At 53.7% G+C, this 25,048-nt stretch carries 18 protein-coding genes and 1 pseudogene; 10 read left to right on the top strand and 9 right to left on the bottom strand.

The window, feature by feature from the left end; translation table 11 throughout:
• Nucleotide 1: 1 nt before the first annotated feature.
• Nucleotides 2-2,221 carry a phosphoribosylformylglycinamidine synthase subunit PurL gene (gene purL / locus J3U88_RS00960; RefSeq protein WP_207856244.1) on the bottom strand — a complete coding sequence of 740 codons (2,220 nt, stop codon included), beginning with the start codon at nt 2,219-2,221 and terminating at the stop codon, nt 2-4.
• 671 nt (nt 2,222-2,892) lie between these two features.
• Here purL and J3U88_RS00955 point away from each other — a divergent pair.
• The 5 genes and pseudogenes from J3U88_RS00955 to J3U88_RS35205 all read left to right on the top strand — a co-directional run.
• Complete coding sequence (locus tag J3U88_RS00955) at nt 2,893-3,822, top strand: ABC transporter ATP-binding protein (protein ID WP_207856243.1); 930 nt, start codon at nt 2,893-2,895, stop codon at nt 3,820-3,822.
• Nucleotides 3,819-4,574: an ABC transporter permease gene (locus J3U88_RS00950; protein WP_207856242.1), complete on the top strand. Its 756-nt coding sequence runs from the start codon at nt 3,819-3,821 to the stop codon at nt 4,572-4,574. The genes J3U88_RS00955 and J3U88_RS00950 overlap by 4 nt, the downstream gene beginning before the upstream one ends.
• A gap of 9 nt (nt 4,575-4,583) precedes the next feature.
• Nucleotides 4,584-6,602, top strand: coding sequence for a GldG family protein (locus tag J3U88_RS00945; RefSeq protein WP_207856241.1), 2,019 nt, complete (start codon nt 4,584-4,586; stop codon nt 6,600-6,602).
• A 5-nt stretch (nt 6,603-6,607) separates the two neighbouring features.
• Nucleotides 6,608-7,657 (top strand): DUF4340 domain-containing protein, encoded by a 1,050-nt coding sequence (locus J3U88_RS00940; RefSeq protein ID WP_207856240.1) that lies wholly within the window; start codon nt 6,608-6,610, stop codon nt 7,655-7,657.
• Between the two features lie 559 nt (nt 7,658-8,216).
• Nucleotides 8,217-8,288 (top strand): annotated as a pseudogene (locus J3U88_RS35205) (hypothetical protein); the annotation flags it as partial.
• Nucleotides 8,289-8,367: 79 nt separating this feature from the next.
• Here J3U88_RS35205 and J3U88_RS35200 read toward each other — a convergent pair.
• From J3U88_RS35200 to J3U88_RS00920, 3 genes are all read right to left on the bottom strand, one after another.
• On the bottom strand, nt 8,368-8,496 hold the full coding sequence (locus tag J3U88_RS35200; protein WP_207856239.1) for a pentapeptide repeat-containing protein: 129 nt from the start codon (nt 8,494-8,496) through the stop codon (nt 8,368-8,370).
• Nucleotides 8,497-9,580: 1,084 nt separating this feature from the next.
• A complete protein-coding gene (locus tag J3U88_RS00925) occupies nt 9,581-9,946 on the bottom strand; it encodes a ComEA family DNA-binding protein (protein ID WP_207856238.1) in 366 nt (121 codons plus the stop codon).
• A gap of 773 nt (nt 9,947-10,719) precedes the next feature.
• Nucleotides 10,720-12,126, bottom strand: coding sequence for a P-loop NTPase family protein (locus J3U88_RS00920; RefSeq protein WP_207856237.1), 1,407 nt, complete (start codon nt 12,124-12,126; stop codon nt 10,720-10,722).
• A 555-nt stretch (nt 12,127-12,681) separates the two neighbouring features.
• On the opposite strand from J3U88_RS00920, the gene J3U88_RS00915 reads away from it, so the two are divergent.
• From J3U88_RS00915 to cysS, 5 genes are all read left to right on the top strand, one after another.
• The gene (locus J3U88_RS00915; protein ID WP_207856236.1) at nt 12,682-13,356 is read left to right on the top strand and encodes an RNA polymerase sigma factor; all 675 of its coding nucleotides are present in this window, start codon (nt 12,682-12,684) and stop codon (nt 13,354-13,356) included.
• A complete protein-coding gene (locus J3U88_RS00910; protein WP_207856235.1) occupies nt 13,265-13,840 on the top strand; it encodes a hypothetical protein in 576 nt (191 codons plus the stop codon). The genes J3U88_RS00915 and J3U88_RS00910 overlap by 92 nt, the downstream gene beginning before the upstream one ends.
• Nucleotides 13,841-13,971: 131 nt before the next feature.
• The gene (locus tag J3U88_RS00905) at nt 13,972-14,883 is read left to right on the top strand and encodes a PDZ domain-containing protein (RefSeq protein WP_207856234.1); all 912 of its coding nucleotides are present in this window, start codon (nt 13,972-13,974) and stop codon (nt 14,881-14,883) included.
• Between the two features lie 667 nt (nt 14,884-15,550).
• Complete coding sequence (locus J3U88_RS00900) at nt 15,551-18,280, top strand: polysaccharide biosynthesis tyrosine autokinase (protein ID WP_207856233.1); 2,730 nt, start codon at nt 15,551-15,553, stop codon at nt 18,278-18,280.
• A gap of 184 nt (nt 18,281-18,464) precedes the next feature.
• Nucleotides 18,465-19,949, top strand: coding sequence for a cysteine--tRNA ligase (cysS, locus tag J3U88_RS00895; protein WP_207856232.1), 1,485 nt, complete (start codon nt 18,465-18,467; stop codon nt 19,947-19,949).
• A 94-nt stretch (nt 19,950-20,043) separates the two neighbouring features.
• Here the strand turns inward: cysS and J3U88_RS00890 are convergent, their stop codons facing one another.
• The 5 genes from J3U88_RS00890 to J3U88_RS00870 all read right to left on the bottom strand — a co-directional run bounded on the left by J3U88_RS00890 (nt 20,044) and on the right by J3U88_RS00870 (nt 24,822).
• Nucleotides 20,044-21,027, bottom strand: a complete 984-nt coding sequence (locus tag J3U88_RS00890) for a fumarylacetoacetate hydrolase family protein (protein WP_207856231.1) — start codon at nt 21,025-21,027, stop codon at nt 20,044-20,046.
• A gap of 335 nt (nt 21,028-21,362) precedes the next feature.
• Nucleotides 21,363-23,033 (bottom strand): FhaA domain-containing protein, encoded by a 1,671-nt coding sequence (locus J3U88_RS00885; protein WP_207856230.1) that lies wholly within the window; start codon nt 23,031-23,033, stop codon nt 21,363-21,365.
• 10 nt (nt 23,034-23,043) lie between these two features.
• Nucleotides 23,044-23,238: a hypothetical protein gene (locus tag J3U88_RS00880; protein ID WP_207856229.1), complete on the bottom strand. Its 195-nt coding sequence runs from the start codon at nt 23,236-23,238 to the stop codon at nt 23,044-23,046.
• Between the two features lie 315 nt (nt 23,239-23,553).
• Nucleotides 23,554-24,165 carry an RNA polymerase sigma factor gene (locus tag J3U88_RS00875; protein ID WP_207856228.1) on the bottom strand — a complete coding sequence of 204 codons (612 nt, stop codon included), beginning with the start codon at nt 24,163-24,165 and terminating at the stop codon, nt 23,554-23,556.
• Between the two features lie 12 nt (nt 24,166-24,177).
• On the bottom strand, nt 24,178-24,822 hold the full coding sequence (locus tag J3U88_RS00870) for a hypothetical protein (protein ID WP_207856227.1): 645 nt from the start codon (nt 24,820-24,822) through the stop codon (nt 24,178-24,180).
• Between the last annotated feature and the right edge of the window lie 226 nt (nt 24,823-25,048).

The following is a 25,048-nucleotide window of genomic DNA, read 5'->3' as shown; positions in this document are numbered from 1 at the left end:
CCTAGTTCAAAACCCGTTCCAAGCCGTTTTGCCAAAGATCGGCCAATTCGGCGACGTCGCCGCCGACCATTTCCGTTTCATTTAAAGTGATGCTGAAGGTCTCGCCGCCGCTTTCCCCCAGAAAGCTGCAAGCAATGCCTTGATCGGCCGCGGCATTCACCAAGGTATCGGCCTGTTTGGCCTCAACCGCGACAACAACACGACCAGCACTTTCCCCGAACAGGGTCGCGGCCGGGCTACAGGTCGACTGGAGCACCGCCTTCAAACCGACGCCGTGACCGAAGGTACATTTGGCAAGGGCAACCGCCAAACCGCCGAGCGAACAATCGCGCGCGACTTTGACGACGCTTTTGGCAACAGCGTCTTGGAGGAATTGGTTGAGCTTGGCTTCAAAAGCCAAATCCAACGCGGGCAAAGCACCGTTGGTCACGCCATGCACCGTCGCCAAGTATTCACTACCCCCCAGTTCCTCGGCCGTTTCGCCCAGAACAAACACGTGCAAGCCGCTTTTGTGGAAGCTGTTCACCGCGTGGTGACGCCGCTTGTTCAGCAAACCGACCATCCCGACCGAAGGTGTTGGGAAAATCGCCTTGCCGTTGGTTTCGTTGTACAGACTCACGTTGCCGGAAATGACCGGCGTGTCGAGGGCGCGACAGGCCTCGCCCATCCCGTCGAGACTGGTTTTAAACTGCCACATAATGTGGGGGTTCTCGGGATTGCCAAAGTTCAGGCAATCGGTAATCGCCAGGGGTTTACCACCCGTGCAGGAGATGTTGCGCGCCGCCTCGGCCACCGCGTGGGCCGTGCCCAGGTGGGGGTCGAGCTGCACAAAACGGGGGTTACAATCCGCGGTAACCGCAATCGCCTTATCGGTGTCTTTGATGCGTACCACCGCCGCCTCGGCCGCATCCGGGCCTTGGACCGTGTTGGTTTGCACCGTGTGGTCGTATTGACGGTAGAACCATTTTTTGGAAGCGATGTTGGGGCAGGCGAGCAATTGGCGCAAAACCCCGTTTGCATCGCTGAGTTCGCGATACGGTGTGGTGTCGAAGGCGCGGTATTCGGCAACCATCGGATGTTCGCTGTAGGGACGGTCGTACTGGGGCGCCTCATCGGCCAAGGGGCCGACCGGCATGTCCACCACCCATTCGCCCTGGGGACTTTTAATCCGAACACGGCCGCTGTCGGTCACCGTACCGATCACTGCCGCCGAAAGGTCCCATTTTTCGAAAATGCGTTTGACCTCGTCAACGCGTTCGGGTTGGCACACCAGCAACATGCGTTCCTGACTTTCGCTGAGCATGATTTCGTATGCGGTCATGCCCTCCTCGCGGGTAGGCACCTTGCCCAGATCGAACTCAATACCGGAACCGGCACGACCCGCCATTTCAAAACTGGAGGAGGTCAACCCGGCCGCCCCCATGTCCTGAATCCCGATGACGGCACCGGTCGGATAAAGCTCCATCAGGGCTTCGAGCAACAGTTTCTCGGTAAAAGGATCGCCGACCTGAACCGTCGGGCGTTTTTTCTCAGAGTCTTCGTTAAATTCCTCGGAGGCCATCGAGGCACCGTGGATGCCGTCCCGACCTGTTTTGGCGCCGACATACACGGCCACGTTGCCCACACCGGACGCCTCGCCAAGGAAAATGGCGTCGCGTTCGACCAAACCGACCGTCATCGCGTTCACCAAAATATTGTTCTGGTAGGCGGGATCGAAAAAGACCTCGCCACCGACGGTGGGAATGCCCATGCAGTTACCGTAGTCGCCGATCCCCTTGGTCACCCCTTTGACGAGGTAGCGCATGTGGGCTTCGCCAATGTCGCCGAAACGCAAGGCGTTCATGTTGGCGACGGGCCGCGCGCCCATGGTGAAGACATCCCGCAAGATGCCGCCGACACCGGTCGCGGCGCCTTGGTATGGCTCGATAAAACTGGGGTGGTTGTGGCTCTCCATTTTGAAAACGGCACAGAGGCCGTCCCCTAAATCAACCGCGCCGGCGTTCTCGCCCGGACCGATGACCACTTGCTTGCCGGTCGTTGGTAATTTTTTAAGATGAATTTTGGAGCTTTTGTAGGAGCAGTGCTCCGACCACATGGCTGAAAAAATACCCAGTTCGGTGAAGCTGGGGGTGCGGCCCAAAATGGCGCAAGCTTTGTCAAATTCCGCTTCGGTCAAACCATGTTCTTTGGCTAACGCGACAGTTACCACCGGTTCTTTCATAAATGTGTATCCCCGTACCCTAGTGGGTCGCGGTCGATGGAAACACAGCTACCTGTAGCTCCCGGGACCGGACCATGGCGCATTTCGCGGCACCTTCGCATTGGGCGATGCAACCCCGTACACGCACCGACCGCGCCATTGCGGTCCCTGTTCCCGCCCGCGGCGGCGAACACTGATGCGCCTTACGGGTTACGAGCAAACAACCCGTGTTCATCACACGAGTTCAACATTCTAAACCGAGCGCCCCTCGGCGACAAACGATAATCGGCGGCCGACACAAGGTGGGCGGTTAAAGTGGGGATCATGCCGGTTTTCCCGACGGGTTATGCTACAGTGAGCGGCTTAACTTCATTTTGCAGGCCCGAGCTCATACGCCGATTTGGTATGTATCTGGCTTCCGCATGGTGAAACGACCCGGCCCACGTCCTATTGGCGCGGGTTCGGCGTCAATTCGACGTTTGGACCGACATCTTGTCACGCCGTTCCGCCTTACGTGACGACCGAAGGGGCACCCCCCGACGATTCTATGATTTATCCTCGGCCGACATCGAAGCAAACCACGTTTGCCAACCCACCCGCCGGCGCCTCACACGGTGCCGCGCCCTTGAATCCCGCGCCGCTTCTGACTCGGCCGACGGGTTCAATCTTTTCGACTAAAAGAGGAAATTAGGATGGAAAGTGAAATTCTGGTAGATGTGAAAAACATCAAAAAATCGTTCGGCGCCATCAAGGCTGTTGACGACATCAGTTTTCAAGTCCGCCGCGGCGATATTTTCGGCTTTTTGGGCCCCAACGGCGCCGGGAAATCGACCGCCATGAAAATCATTACCTGCTTTTTGGAGCAGGATGCGGGCAGTGTTCACGTCGCGGGCCACGACACCTTGACCGAGTCGTTGGCCGTCCGCCAAAAAATCGGCTACTTGCCGGAGAGTGCTCCCGCCTACGGTGAAATGACCGTAACCGGGTTTCTCCAATTCGTCGCCGAGGCACGCAACGTGGCCGACAGCGCCGCGGCCATCGCACGGGTCGTTGAAATGACGGGTTTGGAACGCGTCGTTCACCAAACCGTGGAAACCCTGTCCAAGGGTTTTAAACGCCGCGTGGGTCTGGCCCAAGCCTTGATTCACGACCCCGAGGTTCTGATTCTCGACGAACCCACCGACGGCCTGGATCCCAACCAAAAAGCGTTGGTTCAAGACCTGATCAACCGCATTGCCCGCAACAAGGCCATCATTCTTTCGACCCACATCCTCGACGAGGTCGAGCGCGTGTGCAACCGCGCCCTCATCATTTCCCGCGGTCAGATGTTGGTCGACAGCACCCCACGCGAACTGATGGGCCGCGCCGGTAACCACAATGTGATTCGTTTGGTATTGCGCGAACCGGATAAGGCGTTAGCCGACAAGATCAGCGCCCAGAATTGGTGCGAACGCCTGGTACGCCAGACCGAAACCGAATGGGAAATTGTCCCCAAGGACCGCGCCAATCACCTCAACCAAGTGATGGCCATGCTCGAGGGCCGCGAGATTGAATCCATCGCGGTTTTGGAAGGACGCCTGGAAGAACTATTTCGCGAAATTACCGAGGGGGTCTGTGCATGAGTCGCTACACCGGACTAAAAGCCGTGTTTAAACGCGAGTTCCAAGGGTACTTCGCCACACCGCTGGGTTACATTTTTCTCGTGATTTTCCTAATGGCAAGCGGCTGGCTGACGGTTTCCCGCGATTTCGGACAATTCCTCGAAATCCGCCAGGCCGCCCTTACCCCGTTTTTCCGTTTCCTTCCGCATATTTTTGTCATGCTGGTGCCCGCTGTCGCCATGCGGCTCTGGGCCGAAGAACGCAAAACCGGCACCGTCGAACTGCTGTTCACCCTGCCCATCACCCTTGAGGGTTCTTACCTGGGTAAGTTCCTCGCCGGCTGGTCCTTTTTGGGAGTCGCGCTGCTGCTGACCTTCCCAATGGTGATTTGGGTCGCGATTCTCGGTGATCCCGACTGGGGCACCATCATCACCGGTTACCTAGGCTCGTTCCTCTTGGCCGGAGCCTTTCTCGCCATCGGCATGTTGTTCTCGGCACTGACCAAAAATCAGGTGGTCTCCTTTATTTTGTCGGTCGCCGCTTCCGTGAGCCTGCTTTCCTTGGGCCTGCCACAGGTTCTCGAATTCTTCGGGAGCATCGCCTTCATCGGCGGTTACCTGGAGCAGATCCTGGCCGCCTTAAGCCTCTTCGATCATTTCCACTCTTTAACGCGTGGGTTGCTTGAGTTCCGTGTCTTTGCCTTTTTTGCCGTCTTGATTGTCGGCTGGCTCGGCTGCGGCATGATGTTGCTCAACCAACTCAAGGCGTCTTAGGAGGAAACCTTGAAAAATAATCGACCCATCACCATTCTTTTTATCGCCTTGATCACCATCTTCTCGGTCCATTTGATTTACAACCACACCCAGGGCGTCCGACTCGACCTCACCGAGACCAAACTCTACTCGTTGACCGAGGGCACGCACCAAATCCTCGAAAAGATGCAAAACGAGGGTGTGAAACCGATAGAAGTGCGTTTGTATTTCTCCCACACCGCCGGTAAATCATTGCCACAAATGATCAAAGGATTCGTCACTTACGAAAACTACATTCGCAATCTGCTCAAAGAATACGAGCGCTACGGTAACGGCAAAATTAAGGTGTCTTTCATCGACCCCGTACCTGACAGCGACGAAGCTCAGGACGCGACGGATTTCGGCCTCGACGGCAAACCCATCAACCAATACGGGGACTTGTTCTTTTTCGGGATGGTCTTCCAAACCCAAACCGGCAGCCGCGACATCATCGAGTTCATGTCGCCGGACAAACAGGAAACCATTGAGTACGAAATCTCCAAGCGCATCTACAACCTGATCTGGCCCACCAAAAAGCGTATCGGCATTGTGTCCGGTGTTGAGCCACTGCCCGACAACAACCCCTACATGAACCAGTTGTTGCAAGCGCAGGGTAAAGCGCCCAGCCAGCCCTGGTCCAGCATGGAAGTGCTCAAGGAGCAGTACGATGTGAAGTTGGTCGACGCGGAGGCGGAGCAGTACTCTAAGGAAGATTACGATCTGTTGATGATCATCCACCCCCGCGATTTCAGCCAAAAACAGCTGTGGGCGATTAACGAATGGGTCGTCACCGGCGGCAATACCATGTTGTTCCTGGATCCCTACAGCATTGAGGACCAACCCGAACAGAATCCGCAAAACCCCTGGGCCGCCATTCAGTACAAGCCGGCCTCCAGCTTGAACCCCTTGACCGACGCCTGGGGCCTTCGTCGTCCCGAGGACCAGTTTGTAGTTGATTACGAGCTGGGCGCCAAACGGATGGTCGACCGCCGCGGCCATGCGCAAAAGGTCATCACCGATTTGTCCATCGAAGACAAACACATGGCGGCCGTGGCGAATCCTGACATTCCCATCACCAACGGTTTAAGCAACCTGCGCTTTTTCCTTGCCGGGCCGCTCGAAAAAACCGACAAGGCCACCGCCGAATTCACCCCCATCCTGAAAACCACCGCCGCCGGCGGCACACTCACCATTCTTCCCGGCTTCAGCCAAGGCGGTGACACGCTTCACTTCACCGACCTGAACACACCCACCAAATTCCTCGACCAATACAATGCGTCAGAAGAAGAGATTGTACTGGCGTACCTGATCAAAGGCCGTCTGGCCGACGCCTTCCCCGAGGGCTTGGAATTCCCGAAGGAAGCACCAAAACCACCGCCGGGTATGCCGCCAGGCATGCAAATGCCCGTTCCTGAAGATGCCGAGATGGTCAAAAAAGAGGCCATTGATCCCGCCACCCACGCCGATGCAAGCGTGCTGGTATTCAGCGATGTTGACTTCATCACCGATCAACTCGCGTTCCAGCGCTCGTTTTTCGGCTTGGCCGCGGCCAACGACAACTACAAGGTGTTGCTCAACTCGGTCGACTACCTGCTCGGCGCCAAAGAGTTGATGAATGTTCGCAGCAAACAGCGGATTAAGCGCCCGTTTGAGCTGTTTGACCAAATCGAAGCACAAGCTGATAGCGAAATGCTTGAGCAAGAACGCAAGATTCGCACGGAAATCGAGCAGTTTGAAAACGATTTGCGCGAAAAGCAGCGTGGCATCAACGAGAAAAACGCGGCCCTGCTCCAGAAAAAGCTGCAGGACGAAATCGACACCCTGAACGCCAAAATCAACGACGGAAACCGCGAGCTGCGTGAAATCCGGAAACAAAAACGCGCCCGCCTGGAAGGCGTCGAATTCTGGGTACGCGGCAGCATGATCGGCGCCGTCCCCTTATTCGTTTGTATTTTTGGTTTGGCAAACGTGGTTTCACGCCGCAATAAACGCAACATTCAGGGGAGGTAATCACCATGAACAAAAATGCGATCTTGGGATTGACGGCCGCCGCGCTTTTCCTTCTCTCTGTTTTTTCCTACCAGGGCACCCAAACCCGCGCCGAACGTTTCGAACGCGGGCAGAAGTTCCTTTCCCAACTCAACCCCGACAACATCAAACAAATAGACATAAAAAAAGGCGATGAAGAAGTGGTTCTCAAACGCAACGAGGACCAATTTGTCGTCGCCGGCCATCACGGGTATCCCGCCAAAAACGAATCCGTGAACCGTTTCATCAAGGACATCCTCGAGATCGCGCTTGAAAAAGAAGCCGGCAGCGGCGAGAGCGACGCGGCAGAGCTTCACACCAAGCCCGGTACCGAGGAGAACATCGAAATCACCCTCAAGAGTGGTCCCGAGACCGTAATGGTCCATTTCAGCGTGGGTAAAGCGACCGAGGACGGTCGCGGCCGGTACCTGCAACGTTTTGACGGTAACGACCAGAACATTTACCTGTCCAGCAAAGGCATTTTCCTGAGTACCGGAAACGACCAGTTCCTCAACAAAGAGATCCTGGACATCGCCGCCGAGGAAATCGCGTCAGTGTCCGCTCCCGACTTCAGCATCACCACGCAGGAAAACCAATTGGCCCTGAACGATGTACCTGCCGGAAAAGAGGTAAACACCTCGGAACTCAACAATGTGACCTCGGCCCTTAAGGGCCTGAGCTTCGAGAAAGTTTATCTGGCCGACGACCCCCAAGTCCAAGGTCTGGCTTTCACCAATTCAGTTACCTTTAACCTAAAGGACGAATCGGACTACCGCGTCACGACCGCGGTAAAAGACAACAAAACCTACCTGAAAATCAGCGCCAACCACAAAAGCCAACGCATCGGCGTATCCATGGAAGATTCCGAGGAGCAGCTTGAAGAAAAAGCCTCGCTTCTCGAGCGCATGAACGAGGTTCAAGCCTTTAATCAGCGCCATGGCAGTTGGGTCTACGAACTCGGCGATTTCACGGCCAAGAAATTCACACAAACCAAAGCCGGCCTTCTCAAGGACCCGGAAAAAAAAGAAAAGAGCTAACCGGAACACCGCCCTAAAAAGCGGTTATCAGCAAATACCCCGCAACGCGCGGGGTGACGCCCATGTTAAACCCACAAAAGGCCGCGGCACCATCCGCGGCTTTTTTTGGTTCCCGATTCGCCGGTCAATCAGTTCAGAACGGACGGTGCAGCAGCCAAAATCCCCGCAACGGACGAATCACAGCCCTCATCCCAACAATCAGCAGACGTAAAATTCAGCCATCAATACCAAGGGATGGGATGGTACATCCGCTGCACTACCGCCACAGCAGTCCCCCGGATGTACCAATCCCCTCAGATGTCACGCAATTCAGCCCTCCCCTTGTGACTGATTAAACATTGCGCCGACCACCGTTCGGAATCAATAGAGCTTCCCAACTCTTTGATTCTCGGGGGAGTAGGCCTTGCTCCTAAACCCGTGAAGCCTCACGGCGGAGCAGCCTTGTCTCTCTATCCCGCATTGCTCACAAGGCGTTCTGCCGCGGGGCAACCCATGCGATCACAAGGGTTTGCCATCCGCGGGGCGACCTTCCCCGGGGCGTTCTGCCGCGGGGCAACCCATGCGATCACGAGGATTTGCCATCCGCGGGGCGACCTTCTCCGGGGCGACCTTCTCCGGGGCGACCTTCTCCGGGGCGACCTTCTCCGGGGCGGCCATCCGCGGAGCGACCATCCGCCTTACTCAATCGAGCAATACGCGACGTAGCGCTGCTACGCCGAAAGGTCGGCCCCCGAAAGGTCGGACCCCGAAAGGTCGGCCCCCGAAAGGTCGGACCCACAAAAAAAGAGGTCGCTCCCCCCCGAAAGGTCGGACCCACAAAAAGAGGTCGCCCCCTCCAAAAGGTCGGATCCGCAAAAAGTCGCCCCCCGTGCCGTCTCTCGGTCGCCACCTTCGTACTCACAAGGCTTTCAGCTTCTCGCGACGAATCCTCGTGAGCAATGCGGGCTATGCGCGTAACGCTCCCAAGAAGCCCCGACAGAAAGGCCGAGGGAACTTGTTCGCACAAAAGAGAATGAATAAAGCAAGCAGCAATACGCCGCCCACCCAAATGCGCCCAAAAGGGCGCGTTAAAAAAAACAACCAGAAAGGGCCGGCCGCTTTTTCGGCACGCCCTGACAGAACAAACCCTTTTCCTCTCAAGCAGATTGCCGTGATCCAACTTCCAAAAACGCCGTTTATTCATTGCCGACCCCCAAGAAATCCCTTTCGTCACAGAACCAACCTGCCGGCACCAAGCAAAAACCTTGCTTCCCTTCCAAACTCCGGCAAAAATGCATTCACGAAGTTGATCCATCCCGTTTTCTGTTGATTAAACTCTTTATGTTTGCGCCTTAGCCCAAACCACACGAGTTCTCTCTACAACCAGATGGATCAACTCCCCTAATTCGGATAAAACGCCCCAGTATCCGCTTCTTCGAGGTGTGGACATACTCAACCTTATGTCTTTCCTGGCCAAAAGGCTGAGCCCATGAATGGTTACCTGGCGGGTTTTTCCCGATCGTGCTCGGCTTGCGATAGTTGATTTTCCAACGGCGGTACCCCAAGGCAGCCATGAGAGGAATGGAAACGAATTTCGACCATGGACCAAGCGTCCAAAAGGATCCAATCGGTTAAATGCGGTTCAAACCCGTTCCTTCCCAAGTTTTCGGTGGACAGCCCTACAGGAAGTCATTTGTCTCCCCCTGATTGCCATCATGGAGACACCTATTTGCAGCAGAGATAGACCACCAAAAACCATACCCACCATCATCGAAAATCTCGTGATCGACGCGTCTTGTATGAGGACTGAAAAACGCCCCAAAAAGGGTTCCCTCAGAAATGGAGAGCTTTTTCTTCCCAACACAAAAAGCTCGTTGGTCTGCGATTTTGCTAAATAACCCGCTATAAAATGAAGAACGGGAAGCGGAGCATCATCAGCGTTTTCTAAATGGTGATCAGCGGCTTTAAGCGATCAAAAGTTTTTTCACCAATCCCCTTTACGTTCATCAGTTCCTCAACAGTTTGGAACTTCCCATTCTCGGCGCGAAAGTCGATGATGCGTTGCGCCGTTTTGACACCAACCCGCGGGAGCTTTTGGAGTTCACCCAAATTAGCGGTATTGATGTTTACCAAAGCTTGCGCGGGTGCAACCTGTTTCTGGGCTGTCTCAGGGGGTTTCACATCGGTACCACCCGCTTTTTTGCCATCGGCCGCCATCCCCACGGCGGTCATCAAAACCAAAGAAACCATCATCGCGAAACGAGTCCATGCACCTTGCGCGCGGGACCCGTGTTTCAAAATCGAAAGCATAAGTCACTTCCCAGTGTTTATTTATTCCCGACCCAGCAAGCAGAAAGACAGACAATGCCCGCAACCAGGCCAAACCTACCTGCCAAACCTCGACTTCTTGTGGAATTCAAGATCGGAGTAAGGAACGTTTTAGCTCTGGAGCAAGGCACGGGCCAAAATTACAACCGCGAACAAACAACAAAACCAATAAAATCAATAGTTTAAAACCGAAGAATTAACTCAAATTTTGAAAAAAATTGAAAATCTGACAACTCTAACCCCAAAGGCTGCCTCAAACGGCCCAAGCCACTCAATTTAATCCCCTTAAGCTTCCACAGAATTGCGTCAAAAAAAGTTACCGCAATGTCGCCGTTTCTTCCAGTCAGAATGAGAGGCTCCCGGTAGAATCACCGATCACCACCATGGCAGACGAGAAAACCTGCAAAGCAGGCAGTTGAAACCTAGCCCGCATTTCTCACGAGGATTCGTCGCGAGAAGCTGAAAGCCTTGTGAGTACGAAAAGGACGACCAAGCGCAAACGGAGCGGGGCCGACCATTCGGCGTAGCAGCGCTAGGTGGCGTATTGCTCGCCCGAGTAAGACGGCAGGCAAACCCTCGTAATCGCATGGGTTGCCCCGTAGCAGAATTCCTTGTGAGAAATGCGGGCGAGGCAAGGTTCCACAAAATCAGGGATCAAGCCCGGGCGGTAAAACCTAATCCCGGCGGCCGAGGCTCAAAAACGCCTCGACTGACACAACCGCCCGCGCCGTGAACCTAATCCCGGCGGCCGAGGCTCAAAAACGCCAAAGATGAACGGTATTGTCTTCAACCTGCTCTTTGGAATGATCCCCGGGCAAACCGTTATCGCCGCCCAAATCGATAGGCGGCAACACGACCAAGTGTCCTTCTTTGGTTTCGCAAAGATTCATGAATCGGCCAATTTGTGCGAGATCACCATGAAGGGTTGCCTCGCGCCGCTGATCGAGTACCTTTAAGCCCAAAATAACGGTCTGGATGTCGTCACCCGATTGCCAAAAGATAAATAGGGTGATCATGTGCCTCAGGGCGTCCACTTCCCGTTCGATGCGCCCATGATTACGCACCAATCGTGAAATGAACCCCTGCAACATTAATAAAGGTCCGGCTTGCTGATAGGGCATTGAGGTCAATATCCGTCGTCCTTCGCCGGAAAAATAACGCTGACATTCGGACAGCAAAACCACGAAGTTAAGCCCTCCCTCTTCCACCACCACTTCGGCCTGGCGGCTCAAATACTGATCGTTTCCGAGAACCATCCGTCGTGGAATCCATTCTTCCAGAAGCCGGTTGGCAAAACGAACAGGAGCAAAACCTTGCACCAAACCCAAGGCTCGGGCTTCTTCCAGATGGGAGGGCTCAAGGAAGTAGGGCGCATCCGCGGCAATCAGAAGCGGTTCAACAACACGCTGAATGCCGGGACGCTGGAAGTAATGGAACCAACGCTGCAATGGAGAGGATTCCGATCCGATAAGTTGTTCCTTGGCCTCGGCAACATGCTCACCCCGTATTTCTCGGTCCTCGGAAGACGTGGTCATTTGTTCGAGCATTAAGTTCACCAGCCAGGGATGCCCCTGAGTTAGCTGCATGATCAGGTCGACGGCCTCGTGGTTAACGGACCGCCCGGTTTCCAACCGAAACAGCTCGGCCATTTGCTGAACCTGGGTCGCGGAAAACGCACTCAAGGTAATGTGCCCCGCTCGATGAACCATGGCCGGCGGGCCGTCGGGAAACATCCAATCCAAAGAACCATGACCGGCAACCAACAACCAAAGCCCCTGCTCGGGGTCGGAAGCATCGAAGGGCGACAATTGTTGAAGGATGAGCCCGGCGACAACAGGATCACATCCTTGCATGCCATCGACCAAAAGCAGCAGGGGGGCATTGCGCAAACGACGCCAACGCTGGAGCTGGGTACGGATTGAGGCGGCCGGACCGTGGATACCGAACACCTCTTCAACAAGGTCCAACGGTTCGAGTTCTTCTAACTGGTTGCGGGCGGCAAGCCCGATTTCGGTCATCACTGCCAACACCCGATCCTCAAGCGGCTGTTCACCCAGAACAGCCGCGGAGAAATCCACATACAGTGGGTCAAGCTGAAAACCGGAAGTCGGCGTTGCATTGTCGGTGGTATCGGCCAAGTCGTCGCGGACGGCCAACAGCAAGCTTGTGGTTCCAAAACACGGGGGCGCCCAGCAAAAAACGAGACGACGAAGGAGTAGTTTGGCCAAAAAATCTTCGTAGGAAAAGCGGTCTAAAGGTGGAACAGAAAAGCAAGGCTCGGCCTGAACAGGCCCGTGCATAGAAAAAGACGCCATCGCCGACTCCGAAAAAGGAAATATTACAAGCGGAACACAACAAGGGAGATACAGGTGAAACGGGGTGATCTACTAAAGGATCGCACAAACAGGCTCCGAAATAGGACGAAAATTTCCGCAACCCGCCACGTATACCCTCCCTGTAAGCCGGCAAGACAGGGGCGTGGGCCGCTCAAAGAAAAGCCCAAAAAAAAATTAATAAAATTGTGTGATGATTCCCGCGGGTTTGCGTTAAGGCAGATGTGCTCGGCAAGAAAAGGTCGGCCTCGGCCAAAACCCACGTTGCTACCCTCTAGAACTGCAACGAGCACAGATCACACCTTACCAATCGAAACACGCGTCACCTGAACCAGGAAAAAGACAAGGGTTTGGCTGTTTTGGTTGACCCAGAAGTGAAGGAACATGAACCCCACCAGTGCTGATGCCGCCAATGTTCGCTTTCGCGATGAACAAGGAAATCTGGTTCCGTTTGAGCAACTGTATGATCGCTATTTCGACACCATTTTCCACCACATCCTCTACCGAGTCGGCTCCGCAGCCGACGCGGAGGATCTCACGGCCCAAACCTTTTTCAAAGCGCTCAAGAACCACTGGCGTTTCCGCTGGCAGGGCGTTCCCGTCCTCGCATGGCTCTACCGTATTGCGGGCAATGAAACCAACAGCTTCCTTAGAAAAAACAAAAGGCGGGTCCTTACCGACGGCGCCCGCTTCGACGAAACCCAAACCGGCGGGACCAACCCGGCCGACCAAGAGCTGATCTCTGCCGAACGGGAATTGGCTAAATTCCAGGCTTTCGGCGCGATCCAAGAAAGCATTACCAAACTAAAACCCATCGACCAAACCCTGATCGTCTTGCGCTTCCTGGAGCAAAAAAGCTTCAAAGAAATCGCGGATATCACGGGAAAACGCGTGGGCGCGGTGACGATGCGAACCCATCGAGCCTTAAACGCCCTGCGGGCCCATTTGGAAGAACGAGGAATCGACCATGAACGACTTAGAGAAAACACTGAACGCGCTGGACAAACCCAAACTTCAGGTTCCGTCCTTCAAGCAAGACTTGCGGCGCGCACTCATTGAGGAAAGCCGCCGCGGTGCGACCGACTCAATCTACAAACCGGCTTTTTACGGCGCGCTTTTTACCTGTAGCGCCTTGGCCACGGTGTTGGTGTTGCTCCTTCTCAATCCCCACGTCTTGGTCAACAACTCTGCCGAGGACCTCGGCCGGTCACCCACTTCAAACCTAAGCCGGCTCGCGGAAGCCTCGCCGCTCCCCAGCTTCGAACCGGTTCAAACAGGCGAACCCACGCATTTTTACAGCGACAGGGATCGGCGCTTCTTGCAAGTGGTGGATCCCCAGAACGACAAAGCCTATTTGGAACAATTGTTTTCCAAAAAACTGTCGACTTCGCCAGGGCCGATCCGGCCGACCAATAGTGAGAAAGTGATGGTCATGCGCGAATTTGAGCTGGGTACCGGACAGAGGGTTTGGGTTTATACGGAAATCCCGCCAAAAGAACCGCCGCCCCACGAGGAGACATCCTCGGACTTTACGACGCTATAACCCTACAAAAACACTTAACGGGGCGATTCTCTACGACAACCTAACGCTTCACCATCTTGCGGCCAAGCGTTGGGTTTCCTTTGCCCCAACACCCATTACCACATCATCATCCATCCTGGGAGGATCACATCATGAAACGTCAGACTTTAAAAACGTGGCTTACGGTTTTATTGGTCAGCCTTATGTTGACTGTATCAAGCCTCAGCGCGGGCGAGAAAAGCAAAGAAAAAGACAAAGGCTACCTGGGCGTTAATATCGAAACCATCAAATCAGACGGTGAAACCAAGGTAAAAATTTTGAAGGTACTGCCCGACTCAGCCGCGGCCAAAGCGGGCCTGGAAGCGGAAGATCTGATTATTTCGGTGAACGGCGAAGTTATCGATACTTCCTCGGGGTTGGTTGAGGAAATCATCCAGCACCACGCCGGCGATGAAGTTCTGTTAAAAGTTTTGCGCGATGGTGAAAGCAAGGAGTTGGCGGCGATACTTGGCGAAAAGGGTGATCTGGCAGAATCAGTCGCTCGGCGCTTCGCCTTTTTTGTTCCCGACGAAGACCAAGCCTTTCTCGGCATTAACATGGACCAACTCGGACCTCAAATGGCGCGGTATTTCAAAGTCGACCAAGGAGTTCTGATCGAAAGCGTGGTTGAAGGAAGCCCTGCCGAGGCGGCCGGCTTGGAAGCCGGTGATATTGTTCAAAGTCTCGACGGCGAGTTGGTCGCCAAACCAAAGGACCTTCGCGCGGCCATGCGCAAGTATCAGCCAGGCGACGAAATGACCGTTGAGGTGATCCGCCGTGAAAAGCCGATGAGCTTTGAAGTCGTCCTGGGCCAGGCAGAGAAAAAGATTAAGCATTTTAATTACCACTTCAACAACGGCAATTCCTTCGTAATCGATGGGGATGCACCCCACGTCCGCATCGAAACCTTGCAAGACGCGGAAAACATGTTGCATGAAAACCTGGAGCTGCTGGAAGCGCAACTGCAGGAGTTGAAAAGCCGTAAAAGTGAAGCCGCCCCTAAACCCAAAAAAGAAAAAAAGTAATCCGCCCGCGCACCCGATGATGGTGATGCTTCCCCATCACGACCATCGGGTCGCATGCCGCGCCTTGCTTCAGAAGAAGGGCGCGGCCCACACACTTCCATATCTGTCCCATACCTCAAAAGATTCACACCCTACTTTTGAGTCTTGGTTTTAGCCGGTCCTTGTGACCGGCTTTTTTTGTGCCCAAAAGGCCGTGAAAAGGTAAGCACCTTTCGACCTGGACCTGATCATCAAAGGTAGCGTCTCGCTCTATTCTCGCGGCCAGGTTGAGAATGGGGCTGAAATCCAATGAATTGAAAGGGAACGCCCCTATTGGCTGAAAATCAGATGCGCGGCCATCAGCGTTACGTTAGAATGAGCCCTAAGATTTTTCATAATAAGCCTGCATTTCTTACGCGAATCGATATCGAGAAGCCGGGATGTTGGGAATTTCGAGGAACACCGGACGAATATGCACCCCGCGTTTTCATCTGAACCAACCTCCCGAAACACCTTGCGCCCCGCCTCTGATCCCGAGATTGCGTAAGAAAAGGTTGCCGGTCAAACATCGCGAAAGGCGACCGGACACCGAACAAGGCCGTGGAAACGATCCATTGAGCGGGAAGCGGCCGTCGGCCACACCATCGCGAAACATCCAAGGCTATTTCACACCAGCGAGGATCCATTTATGGAAGAACTCCAACGTTCACCACAACCACAGGGACCTGCCCCTCAAAACGATTTCAACGTCTTCGAGTACCTCGGCATCATCCGCAAGCACATGAAAACCATGATTATTGCGAGTTTTGTTGGGGCCGTCATCGGGATGACCTTGTGGTGGATGAAGCCGCCGGTGTACCGCGCCGAGGCAACCTTAAAAATGGATCAGAACTCACAGGATATCCTCAATTACGGGGAGTTTTACAACCCCTACACGCGGTTCTTCCGCGAGGAATACCTAAAAACTGAATTTGAAATCATGGAAAGCAATCCGGTCATCGACCGTGTGATTCTTCGCCTGGACAGCGAGTTTATCGCAACCCATTTTCCACCGCCGAAACGCTCGACGTCCCTTTTTGGTTTCATCCGCGAATCGCTCAAACCCAAACCCAAATTAACCCCGGAACAGAAAAAAGAACAGGATTACGAACGTCTGCTGAACACACTGCGCAACGGCCTGGAAGTGGAAGCAATCCGCTCGACCAACTTGGTTTCACTGAGCTTTGTCTCCCAAAACCCGCAAACCGCCCAAGCGGTGGTCAATGCCTGGGTCCAGTCCTACATTCAATACGAGCTAGAGCAGAAGTACGAAAAGAACAAGCAAGCACACACCTTCTTGGGTGAAGAATCCGTCAAACTTCGCCGCGCCATTGAAGAACTCGTCACGAAAAAGGCAGAGAAAGAGAAACAGTCAAACGCTTTCAAGTTGGGCAACAACACTTTGGCAGACGAGCAATCCCTGATCCAGCGTAACCGTGATTTGTCCGATGCACGCACCAAAGTCATTCGCACCGAGGCGCGTTTGCGCAAACTCGAGAGTTCAACGCCGGAGAGCTCGATTGATGTCAGTCAAATGTCGAGCGTCACCCGCATGTCGGGAGAGCTGGCTCAACTGCGTGCGGAATATCAAGCCGGTCTCAAGATTTACAAACCGGAAGCAGCGGGGATGCAGGAAAAACGCGGCAAAATTGATGCAAAACAAACCGAACTCCGCAAGGAACAACGGCGCATTCACCGCGAGTTGTTAAGCGATTTGCGTGCCGAGGTCGAAGCCCAAAAGTCGGCCATCGCGATGTTGCAAAAGGACGCCGACCGCTTGAAAGCCAACAGTGTTTCCACCAAAAAGGAACTGGAAACCTCCATCGTCAACATGGAGGATCAAATCGCGGGTTTACGAACCACCTTGGAGGAACTCGACAAGCGCAAAGCGGCACTCAATTTGGCCTTGGGTCTCAAAGATATCGGTCGCACCGACAAAGTCATCGTGGAAACAGCTTCCCTTCCGAAGGGGCCTTACGCCCCGTCACTCCGCCGTCACGTCGCGGCCGGTTTGTTTCTCGGTGCGATGTTGGCCATGGGTGTGATGTTCCTTTTGGAAATTACCGACCGCACCATTCATACCCCCGATATGCTGCAAAACATCACCGGCCTTCCCATTCTGGCAATGGTGCCCAACATCAGGGAAAAAATGTTGGAGAAGGCAGCCGAGGATTTTAAGCTAAAAGCCTTCGAGGAAATATTCCAAAGATCAGGCGAACTCAGCAAACATCTCACCATCGCGGAACTGGCCAAGATCCACGACATCGCCCAAGAATACCGCGGCAAAAAGTTCAATGATTTGCAGGGTAAAGAGCTGGAGCGCTTTTCAACGGATCTATCCGAAAAGATGGAGGATATTGTTTCGCTGTACATGCGCTGCAAAAACGAGGTCAAGCAAGCCGGCAATCCTGGCCGGCATGCAAGCCTGGTGCGCATTTACGATTTGGCCAATTACGCCCGCTCTTTGGGCAGCGGCAAAATCAGTGAAGAAATTGCTGAGACGAAGGAGGATAAACCAAAACGGCGCCGATTCGCGGCCGACAACAAACTCGGCATGGACGCGATGATGGACCGCGAGGAAGACGCGTACGGCTACAGCAATGTCAATGAAAAAGAATTGCGGATCGGGGTTCGCAAGGTCATCGGATGCATGACTCATATCAAACCAACCCACGTGTTTTCCGAGGCATACCGTCACCTGCGCACCAACATTCTTTATTCAAAAGCAGATAATGAAAACAACGTGTTTTTGCTGACCAGCTCGGTTCCCAGCGAAGGTAAAACCATCTCCTCCATCAACCTTTCGATTGCCTTTTCCCAGCTAGACGAAAAAAAAGTGCTGCTGATTGACGGCGACTTGCGCCGTTCCAAGCTTCACAAAGTTTTTAACCTGCCCGGTGAGTTGGGTTTGGTCGACCACTTGGTCAATCGCGAGCCCCTGAGCAACTGTATTCAGGAAACCTTCATTCCCAATCTTTCCTTACTCGGGACAGGCACCATTCCACCAAATCCCTCGGAATTGTTGGCTTCAAAAAGCATGGAAGAATTGATTGCGACGTTACGCGAGCAATTTGACTATGTCCTGTTTGATTCCTCCCCGGTTCTTTTGGTAACCGATGCCTGCATCATCGGCAACATGGTCGATGCCACCATCTTCGTGACCAAATCGGGGGCCACGCATCGGGACGAAGCGGCCCGCTCGATTCAAATCATGCAATCCAACGGCATCAAGCCGATTGGCACGCTGTTCAACGACGCCGACTTCGGCGGCAAGAGCGGCTATGGCAAAGGGTACGGTTACGGTTACGGTTATGGTTACGGCTATGGCTACGGTTACGGCTATAGCAGCTACGGGTACAGCCGAAGGACAAAAGCCTAGATTTCACTACTACCGCAAGGACGCACCACCGAATTGAAAAGGTAAGCTGCAGCCCGAGCTGAACGGGCCAGGGTCACGCCCTTTCATTTTCCGACGGTACCCCCTGGCCATGGGGTATTCGGTTGAGATATGATGACCGTTCGTTCCCAAGGGGGGGAACTGTATCTATTGCGGGGGGGACCCGATGACAGCCTATGTTTACAACACGATGACGAAAAAACGCGAGCCTTTTGAACCAAAAGAACCGGGTAAGTTGTCGATGTATGCCTGCGGCCTCACCGTATACGACAAGAGCCACATCGGCCACGCCATGCAGGCGATTATTTACGACATGATCCGCAATTATTTTGAGTTCCGCGGTTACGAGGTAACTTACGTCCGCAACTACACGGACGTAGACGACAAAATCATCGAACGGGCCGCCCTGGAGAACAAGCCGGCATTGGTTTATTCCCAAGAGATGATTGACCTTAGCCTGAAGGACATGGCATTGCTGGGGGTTAAGCCGGCAACGATTGAGCCCAAGGTTAGCGAACATATCCCCGAAATTATCGAACTTATCCAAAAGCTCATCGACAAAGGGCACGCTTACGAAAGCCAAGGTGATGTTTACTTTGAAGTCCGGTCTTTCCCCAAATACGGATGCCTTTCAAACCGAGACCCTGAGGAATTGCGTTCCGGGTCTCGCATTGAAATCAACCAACAGAAAAATGATCCACTGGATTTCGCCCTCTGGAAAAGGGCTAAGGAAGGCGAAGTTTCCTGGACGTCCCCCTGGGGTGAAGGCCGACCTGGCTGGCATATTGAGTGCTCGGCCATGGCAGAGAAGTACCTTGGCCGGGAATTCGACATTCACGGCGGCGGCCGCGATCTGATCTTCCCGCACCACGAAAACGAGATTGCGCAAAGTTGCGCCGCCCACGACAGTTGCTATGCTCGCTACTGGATCCACAACGGTCTGATTTTGGTTGACGGCCAAAAAATGGGCAAATCCAAGGGAAACTTCTACACCATTCAAGATGCGGTCAAAGCATTTCACCCCGAGGCGATTCGCTACACGATACTAAAGAGCCACTACACGGCCAACATCGACTTCTGCGACAGCGCGTTCCACGACGCCTACAGCCGCATGCTCTATTTCTACAACACCTTCAAACGGGTGGAGGAAATCCGCGAGCAGTTCCCGGATGCGGAGGCCACACCGCCGGCCAACATCACGGTTCCCAACATCAAGGACGCATTCATTGAAGTCATGGACGACGACTTCAACACGGTGGCCGCCATTCGCGAAATCAACGCGGGCTTTAAGTTCATCAACGATCTGGTCGCGGCCAAAAAACCCAAGATGAAACAAAAGGCGGGTGTGATTTTGGCGGTGGCCGACGAAATCAAAACCTGCTTGGGTATTCTCGGCCTGTGCCAAAACCCGAGCAAGCAAGCCTTGGCCGAAATCCAGGAATACCTGATTCGGGCACGCAACATCGACCCGGCCGAGGTGGAAGCCCGCCTGCAAGAGCGGGTCGCGGCCCGAGAAAACAAAGAATGGCAGAAGGCCGACGACATTCGCGAAAGCCTTATCGCGGACGGTATCGCGGTGATGGACACCCCACAGGGCACGGAATGGCAAGTTCTGCCACACAAACCCAAGGCCTGTGATAAAGAAGCCTAACCGCCGTCACGAACAATCGGGCGCACAAGCATAAAAAAACCCGGCGAACCTCAAAGGTTGGCCGGGTTTCTTTTTGTTTAGGGATAAAGATAGCTTATTTAAACGCCACGATCTTTTGATCAATGGTGCCGAACAAGTTGTTGTTGTCTTTGTCCAACATCTCAATTTTGATGGTGTCGCCCTCGCTCATAAACGGGGTAACGAACTCACCGGTATTGATTTTTTCCAGCATGCGTTTTTCAGCCAAGCAGCTAGAACCGCGGCTGGTATCTTCATTAGCCACGGTACCACTTCCGATGATGGTGCCGGCTGAAAGCGCACGCGTCATCGCCGCATGCTCAATCAAACGCGGGAACGAGAAATGCATGTGCCCGGCGTCGGCGTTGCCAAAGAACGCACCGTTGTAAGTCACGTGCAACGGCAGGTGCAAGCGGCCGTCACGCCAGTTGTCGCCCAACTCATCCAAGGTCAATGCAAAAGGTGAAAATGCGGAGGATGGTTTTGAATTGTAGAAACCAAATCCTTTTTTCAATTCCGGCGGAATAAGCCCACGCAGGGAAACGTCGTTACACAACATCACCAAGCGAATGTACTTTTCGGCATCGGCCTCTTTGGTACCCATGGGGACGTCGTCCAGAACCACGGCGACCTCGCCTTCGAAATCCATACCGTGGGCAAAATCAATCTGTGGTACATCTTCGCGGGGGGCGAGGAAGGTGTCGCTGCCACCTTGGTACACCAACGGATCGGTATGCAAGCCCTCGGGCAGAGGCGCGTTACGCGCTTGACGCACCAATTTGATGTGTTGGATAAACGCGGAACCGTCAATCCATCCCCAGGTACGTGGTAGCGGCGAGTGGAATAACGTCTGATCGACAGCAAAAGATTCAGAGGCACGGCCTTCATTCAATTCGGCGTAAAGCGCCTCGAGTTGCGGCGCGGCTTGCGCCCAGTTCTCAATCGCTTCACGCAGACAACCGGCAACGTGACCGGCTTTTACCGCGGTTTGGTTGTCTCGGCTGACAACGACCAGCTCGCCGTCGCGACTGCCGGCTTTTTTTAAGGTTCCAAGTTTCATGATCTACCGCCTTCACGAAATTAACAGGCATTCCACCAAAAGACTGTGCTGAGGTCGTATCCGGCCTAAAAACCACAATACGGGTCGGCAACCCACGGCGAGAAGGAACCACGCCAAACTCGGCAAGGTTCGGACATCGGTGTCCGGCGGAATTTTCTTCCAAGCCAAACCGCCCAGCCGGGGTCATTTATCAGGGGTCGGAAGAGACGAGGCACTTCCAGCCGACAAACAAGGTCAACACACCTTTGGAAACAGGGTTTCTGCCCATCCACAAAATCCCTATCATGATTTACCCGGTGAGTGCAGTCAAGCAAGGAATGGGGCAAAGAACGCGGTTAAATGGGTTGCGACATCACCCCGCCGTAACGAACCTCTAAACTTAAGCCGGCCAACTGAATCACATCACCATGAAGCAAGGAAACCTTTCCTTTAAACGGCTTGCCGTTTTTGGCGGTTCCGTTGCTCGAGTCTTTATCGGTGAAATAGAAGTTGCAGGCATTCCAACTGATTTCACCGTGCTCGGCGCTAATCCCTCGATCTTCCAAAAGGAGATCGTTGCCGCGATCACGGCCACGACCAAGGGTCACGGCCTCGTCAACCGGGAACAGCCAGGTTTCTTTGACCGCGCCACCCTCGCTCACGGTGAGGAAGTGGCAACCTTGGCCGGGATCGCGTCGGCCCAAATGAAACTTGGGTCCGGCCTTAATGAGCCCGAATCGATATTCCAAGGTGACCGAACCCATTTGCAGCAGGTCTTCATCTCGCAGCTTAAACCCGTCGCGATGATCAATGGTTTTCCCGTTGAGCATCAGTTCGTCGGCCAAAGGTTCTTGGACAAACATCCACAACCCCTGGGCGTCACGCCCCAATCGGAAATGACTTTTTTCGGCGTTGGCGACCGGCTTAAGAATTTGGTCGGCAATGCGGCTGCTTTTGAGCAACTGAACATCCAGGGTACGCCGTACACAAATGGTGTAGGATCGGCGCGAAAAGGGCTGGATCAAACGCAAAAAGGGCGCGGTCGTTGCCTCCGCGACACCGTGCTGCGAGGAGACCTGAGATAAATGGGCGTGTTGACGCAGGTAGGTCGCGGGAAGATGCTTAAACAGATCATCCATGGTAGCGGCCAATTTAAGCTCTTTCTCGGCAGTCTCGCGATCATCCTTGGCAAGATTGATCAAACCCTTCACCAAATAACCCAGGGCGTTGGGACGGCGCTGAAAGGTGCGTTGGTGAATTTCATCGGCCCGGGTTACATCCGCCACATCTAAATAAGCCAAAGCCTTTAGATAGGCGCCTTGTTCATCGGCGGCAAGTCGCGGATGGGTGTTCAAATAACGCAAGCCGGCGGTGCTGTTTCCCCCAATAAACCAAAACATACACTCCAACAGTTGGCCGATTTGCCAGTCAGGATGTTCTTGGTTAAGACGTTGGATTCCCTTCTGGGCTTCCTCCCGATCACCGCGGTCAAACTGGGCAAAAATGGTTTTGAGCGCCTCGGCCTGAGGTTCATCGAGCTGAAGCGAAGCCGTTTCAAGTGAAAGCGGCGAATCCGGTGGAAGTTGAACACTGTCGATCACGGTGCGAATCAGTTTCTTACGGGTGCTGGAAACCACAATACAGGTGCCGGTACTCACCCGCGGATTCTTTTGAAAATCCACCTCAAAGGCATTCCGAGTGAGGTAACTTTTCATGCGTTTGAGCACACCCAAATGTTCCACGGCGTCTTTGCGAATCTCATCCAACAAAGGATCCAGCCGCTTAAAATCGTCGGGATTCAAATACACCATAAAACATTCGTGCATGTAGACGGTTCGCTTGGGGTCGATAACAACCCGATTCTCCTCGGCAACTTTCTCACACTGGCGAACAATATCGATACCTTGCAGGGCTAAGTCCCCCGCGGGCTGTAACTTAAGCGGCAGCTTTACCTCGAGCAATTCCTCGAAATAACGGTTCACCGCATCTAGATTCACTAAATTTTTGATTTGGGTTTTCCAAGCCACGGTCCACCCCCTAACCCTGATCCAAGGTTGGGTTTTTCACGACATGATGGGCCCCGGAATCGATATAAGACGGCTCAGGTTCCGGTTTGTAATCACTTTCGGTTTTGAGTATTGGATTTTGGGCTTCCATTTGGCGACGCAAATGGTCGAGAAACACTTCCCAGACATCGTCGAGATTCAAGGCAATAGGCGCTTTGGCACGCATGTACAACCCTCCCCAGGGACACAACACCACCTGGTGTCGCGGTTCGAAGCGACGGAACTCCGCCAACCAAGGTAACAACCAAACTTCGACGTGATGCCAGGCCTTCCCGAACAACCCAACGGTAAAGGACAATGCACGCCTTGCACCGAATCGTCCCCACAACGACCGGCACCCATGAGCAGGGGTGTTCCACAAAAAGCAATAGCGAAAGAATGGAAGGAGGGAACAAACCACCCGCGAGCATTAAGAATCAATATGGATAAAAAACTTACACCATAAAGCGCAAGCGTGAGCCGCCGGCCACCGGCACACCGGCTAAGAAAGCATCAGGTCACGGTTCTCACGAAACCAGCTTTTCTTCTCAAGCAGGTCCCGCAGTTTCTTTTTACAACGGTGCACTTTCACATCGTAATTCTGGCGCGTGATATTGAGTATTTCATGGGGCTTAACGCCCTCGGCCAGATCCCCGCCTCGCTGACGGGTGTACACGGTTAAGACTTCGCGACAATCGCCTTTCATTTTAGAAATCACACGGCCCATCATGTTGAGACCGTCGACTTTAAGTTTGTCGAACAGTTCTTGATCGGGGCGCGCGCCCTTCTCATCGGGAATTTCGACGGCGGTCCGGCCTTCGCCGTTGTCGTCGTATTCACGCAATGGGTCACCCCAATTGTTGCGCAGGGTTTTGGCGCGTCGTCGTTCTTCGAGGAATAAATAATACGCGGCAGTTAACCAATAATTCAGCAAGGAAGAGCGCAGCATAATGGGATCACGACCGTGGGTTTCCAAAATTTTCAGGGCGGCATTTTGGGTAAACTCTTCGGCACGAGGCCAATCGAGATCGTTTGATTTTTTAACCAAACTTCCAATCACTTGTTTGCGCAACTTTTCGGTCAACATTTCAGGTGTAAAAGGCACAACTGCCACGTAGTTACCTCACTATTCGCCGATGTGGATTTCCCAAACACGATCCAGCTTAACGCTAAAGGGACCGGCGCCTTCACATGTCACCATGGTTTCACCTTGTTCCGAGGTAACTTTTACCTGGAGCGGTTTCTGGAGCGGAACGGCGGCCTCGATCTGAAGCTCCCCCGAGGCGACATGAAACGTAATGGGCTGGCTCAAGATACCACAAGTGATGGCGGGAAGCGTTGCGTTTCCGACACCGGCGGCGGCATAAAGCGGCGCGGTTTGTGGTGCAGCCAATTGGTCGACAAAGGATTTACCCAGACCCAACAAGCGTTGCGGCCATGCGGGTTCGGCCTCGGGTTCAACTTCAAGTGATGCATGAAAGGTTTCAAGCTGCTGTAATTCTTCACGACAAGCACGGCACACGGCCAAATGAATCAAGTCCTCATTGCTGCAGCGATAGGTTCCGGCGGCAAGGCCGCCAAGCATGTCAATATCAAGGCAATTAAACCGTGTGGTCGCATAAACATCGGCCAGCATGGCGTCAACCAATACATGGTTTTTAAAGGTTTCTCTTGCTTCATGATCGGTTCTAAGGCGTGTCAGGAGGGCGTCTCGTTCTTCGCGCGCTCCCGTGTCCGGTCCTAAAAGAAGATCCCAATTAGGCTCGCTCATCGCTCCCTCCGCAACACGTTTAAATTTGTCATGTGTTCTTTACCCACCTAAAAACGGTTCCACCGAGAAACGATTCGTCCTCACATGATCAATAGAAAGAAACCAGGGTTATGCTAACGCTTTCCCAATCTTTGCTTAACCCTAAAAAAAACAAACCGCGAGCACAAGAGCCTTTTTGGCACATCTTGGCCTCAAGAGGTTGAAATCGTCAAAACCAGGCAAAGCA

This window comes from Acanthopleuribacter pedis (assembly GCF_017377855.1).
Lineage (GTDB): Bacteria > Acidobacteriota > Holophagae > Acanthopleuribacterales > Acanthopleuribacteraceae > Acanthopleuribacter > Acanthopleuribacter pedis.
The sequence above is the reverse complement of the archived record's forward strand: the minus strand, read 5'-3'. Positions and strand labels throughout refer to the sequence as shown.

Coding starts and splice junctions, on each gene's coding strand:
- purL (WP_207856244.1), bottom strand. CDS start 2,221: ATGAAAGAACCGGTGGTAACTGTCGCGTTAGCCAAAGAACATGGTTTG.
- J3U88_RS00955 (WP_207856243.1), top strand. CDS start 2,893: ATGGAAAGTGAAATTCTGGTAGATGTGAAAAACATCAAAAAATCGTTC.
- J3U88_RS00950 (WP_207856242.1), top strand. CDS start 3,819: ATGAGTCGCTACACCGGACTAAAAGCCGTGTTTAAACGCGAGTTCCAA.
- J3U88_RS00940 (WP_207856240.1), top strand. CDS start 6,608: ATGAACAAAAATGCGATCTTGGGATTGACGGCCGCCGCGCTTTTCCTT.
- J3U88_RS00925 (WP_207856238.1), bottom strand. CDS start 9,946: ATGCTTTCGATTTTGAAACACGGGTCCCGCGCGCAAGGTGCATGGACT.
- J3U88_RS00915 (WP_207856236.1), top strand. CDS start 12,682: ATGAACCCCACCAGTGCTGATGCCGCCAATGTTCGCTTTCGCGATGAA.
- J3U88_RS00910 (WP_207856235.1), top strand. CDS start 13,265: ATGAACGACTTAGAGAAAACACTGAACGCGCTGGACAAACCCAAACTT.
- J3U88_RS00905 (WP_207856234.1), top strand. CDS start 13,972: ATGAAACGTCAGACTTTAAAAACGTGGCTTACGGTTTTATTGGTCAGC.
- J3U88_RS00900 (WP_207856233.1), top strand. CDS start 15,551: ATGGAAGAACTCCAACGTTCACCACAACCACAGGGACCTGCCCCTCAA.
- cysS (WP_207856232.1), top strand. CDS start 18,465: ATGACAGCCTATGTTTACAACACGATGACGAAAAAACGCGAGCCTTTT.
- J3U88_RS00890 (WP_207856231.1), bottom strand. CDS start 21,027: ATGAAACTTGGAACCTTAAAAAAAGCCGGCAGTCGCGACGGCGAGCTG.
- J3U88_RS00880 (WP_207856229.1), bottom strand. CDS start 23,238: ATGCGTGCCAAAGCGCCTATTGCCTTGAATCTCGACGATGTCTGGGAA.
- J3U88_RS00870 (WP_207856227.1), bottom strand. CDS start 24,822: ATGAGCGAGCCTAATTGGGATCTTCTTTTAGGACCGGACACGGGAGCG.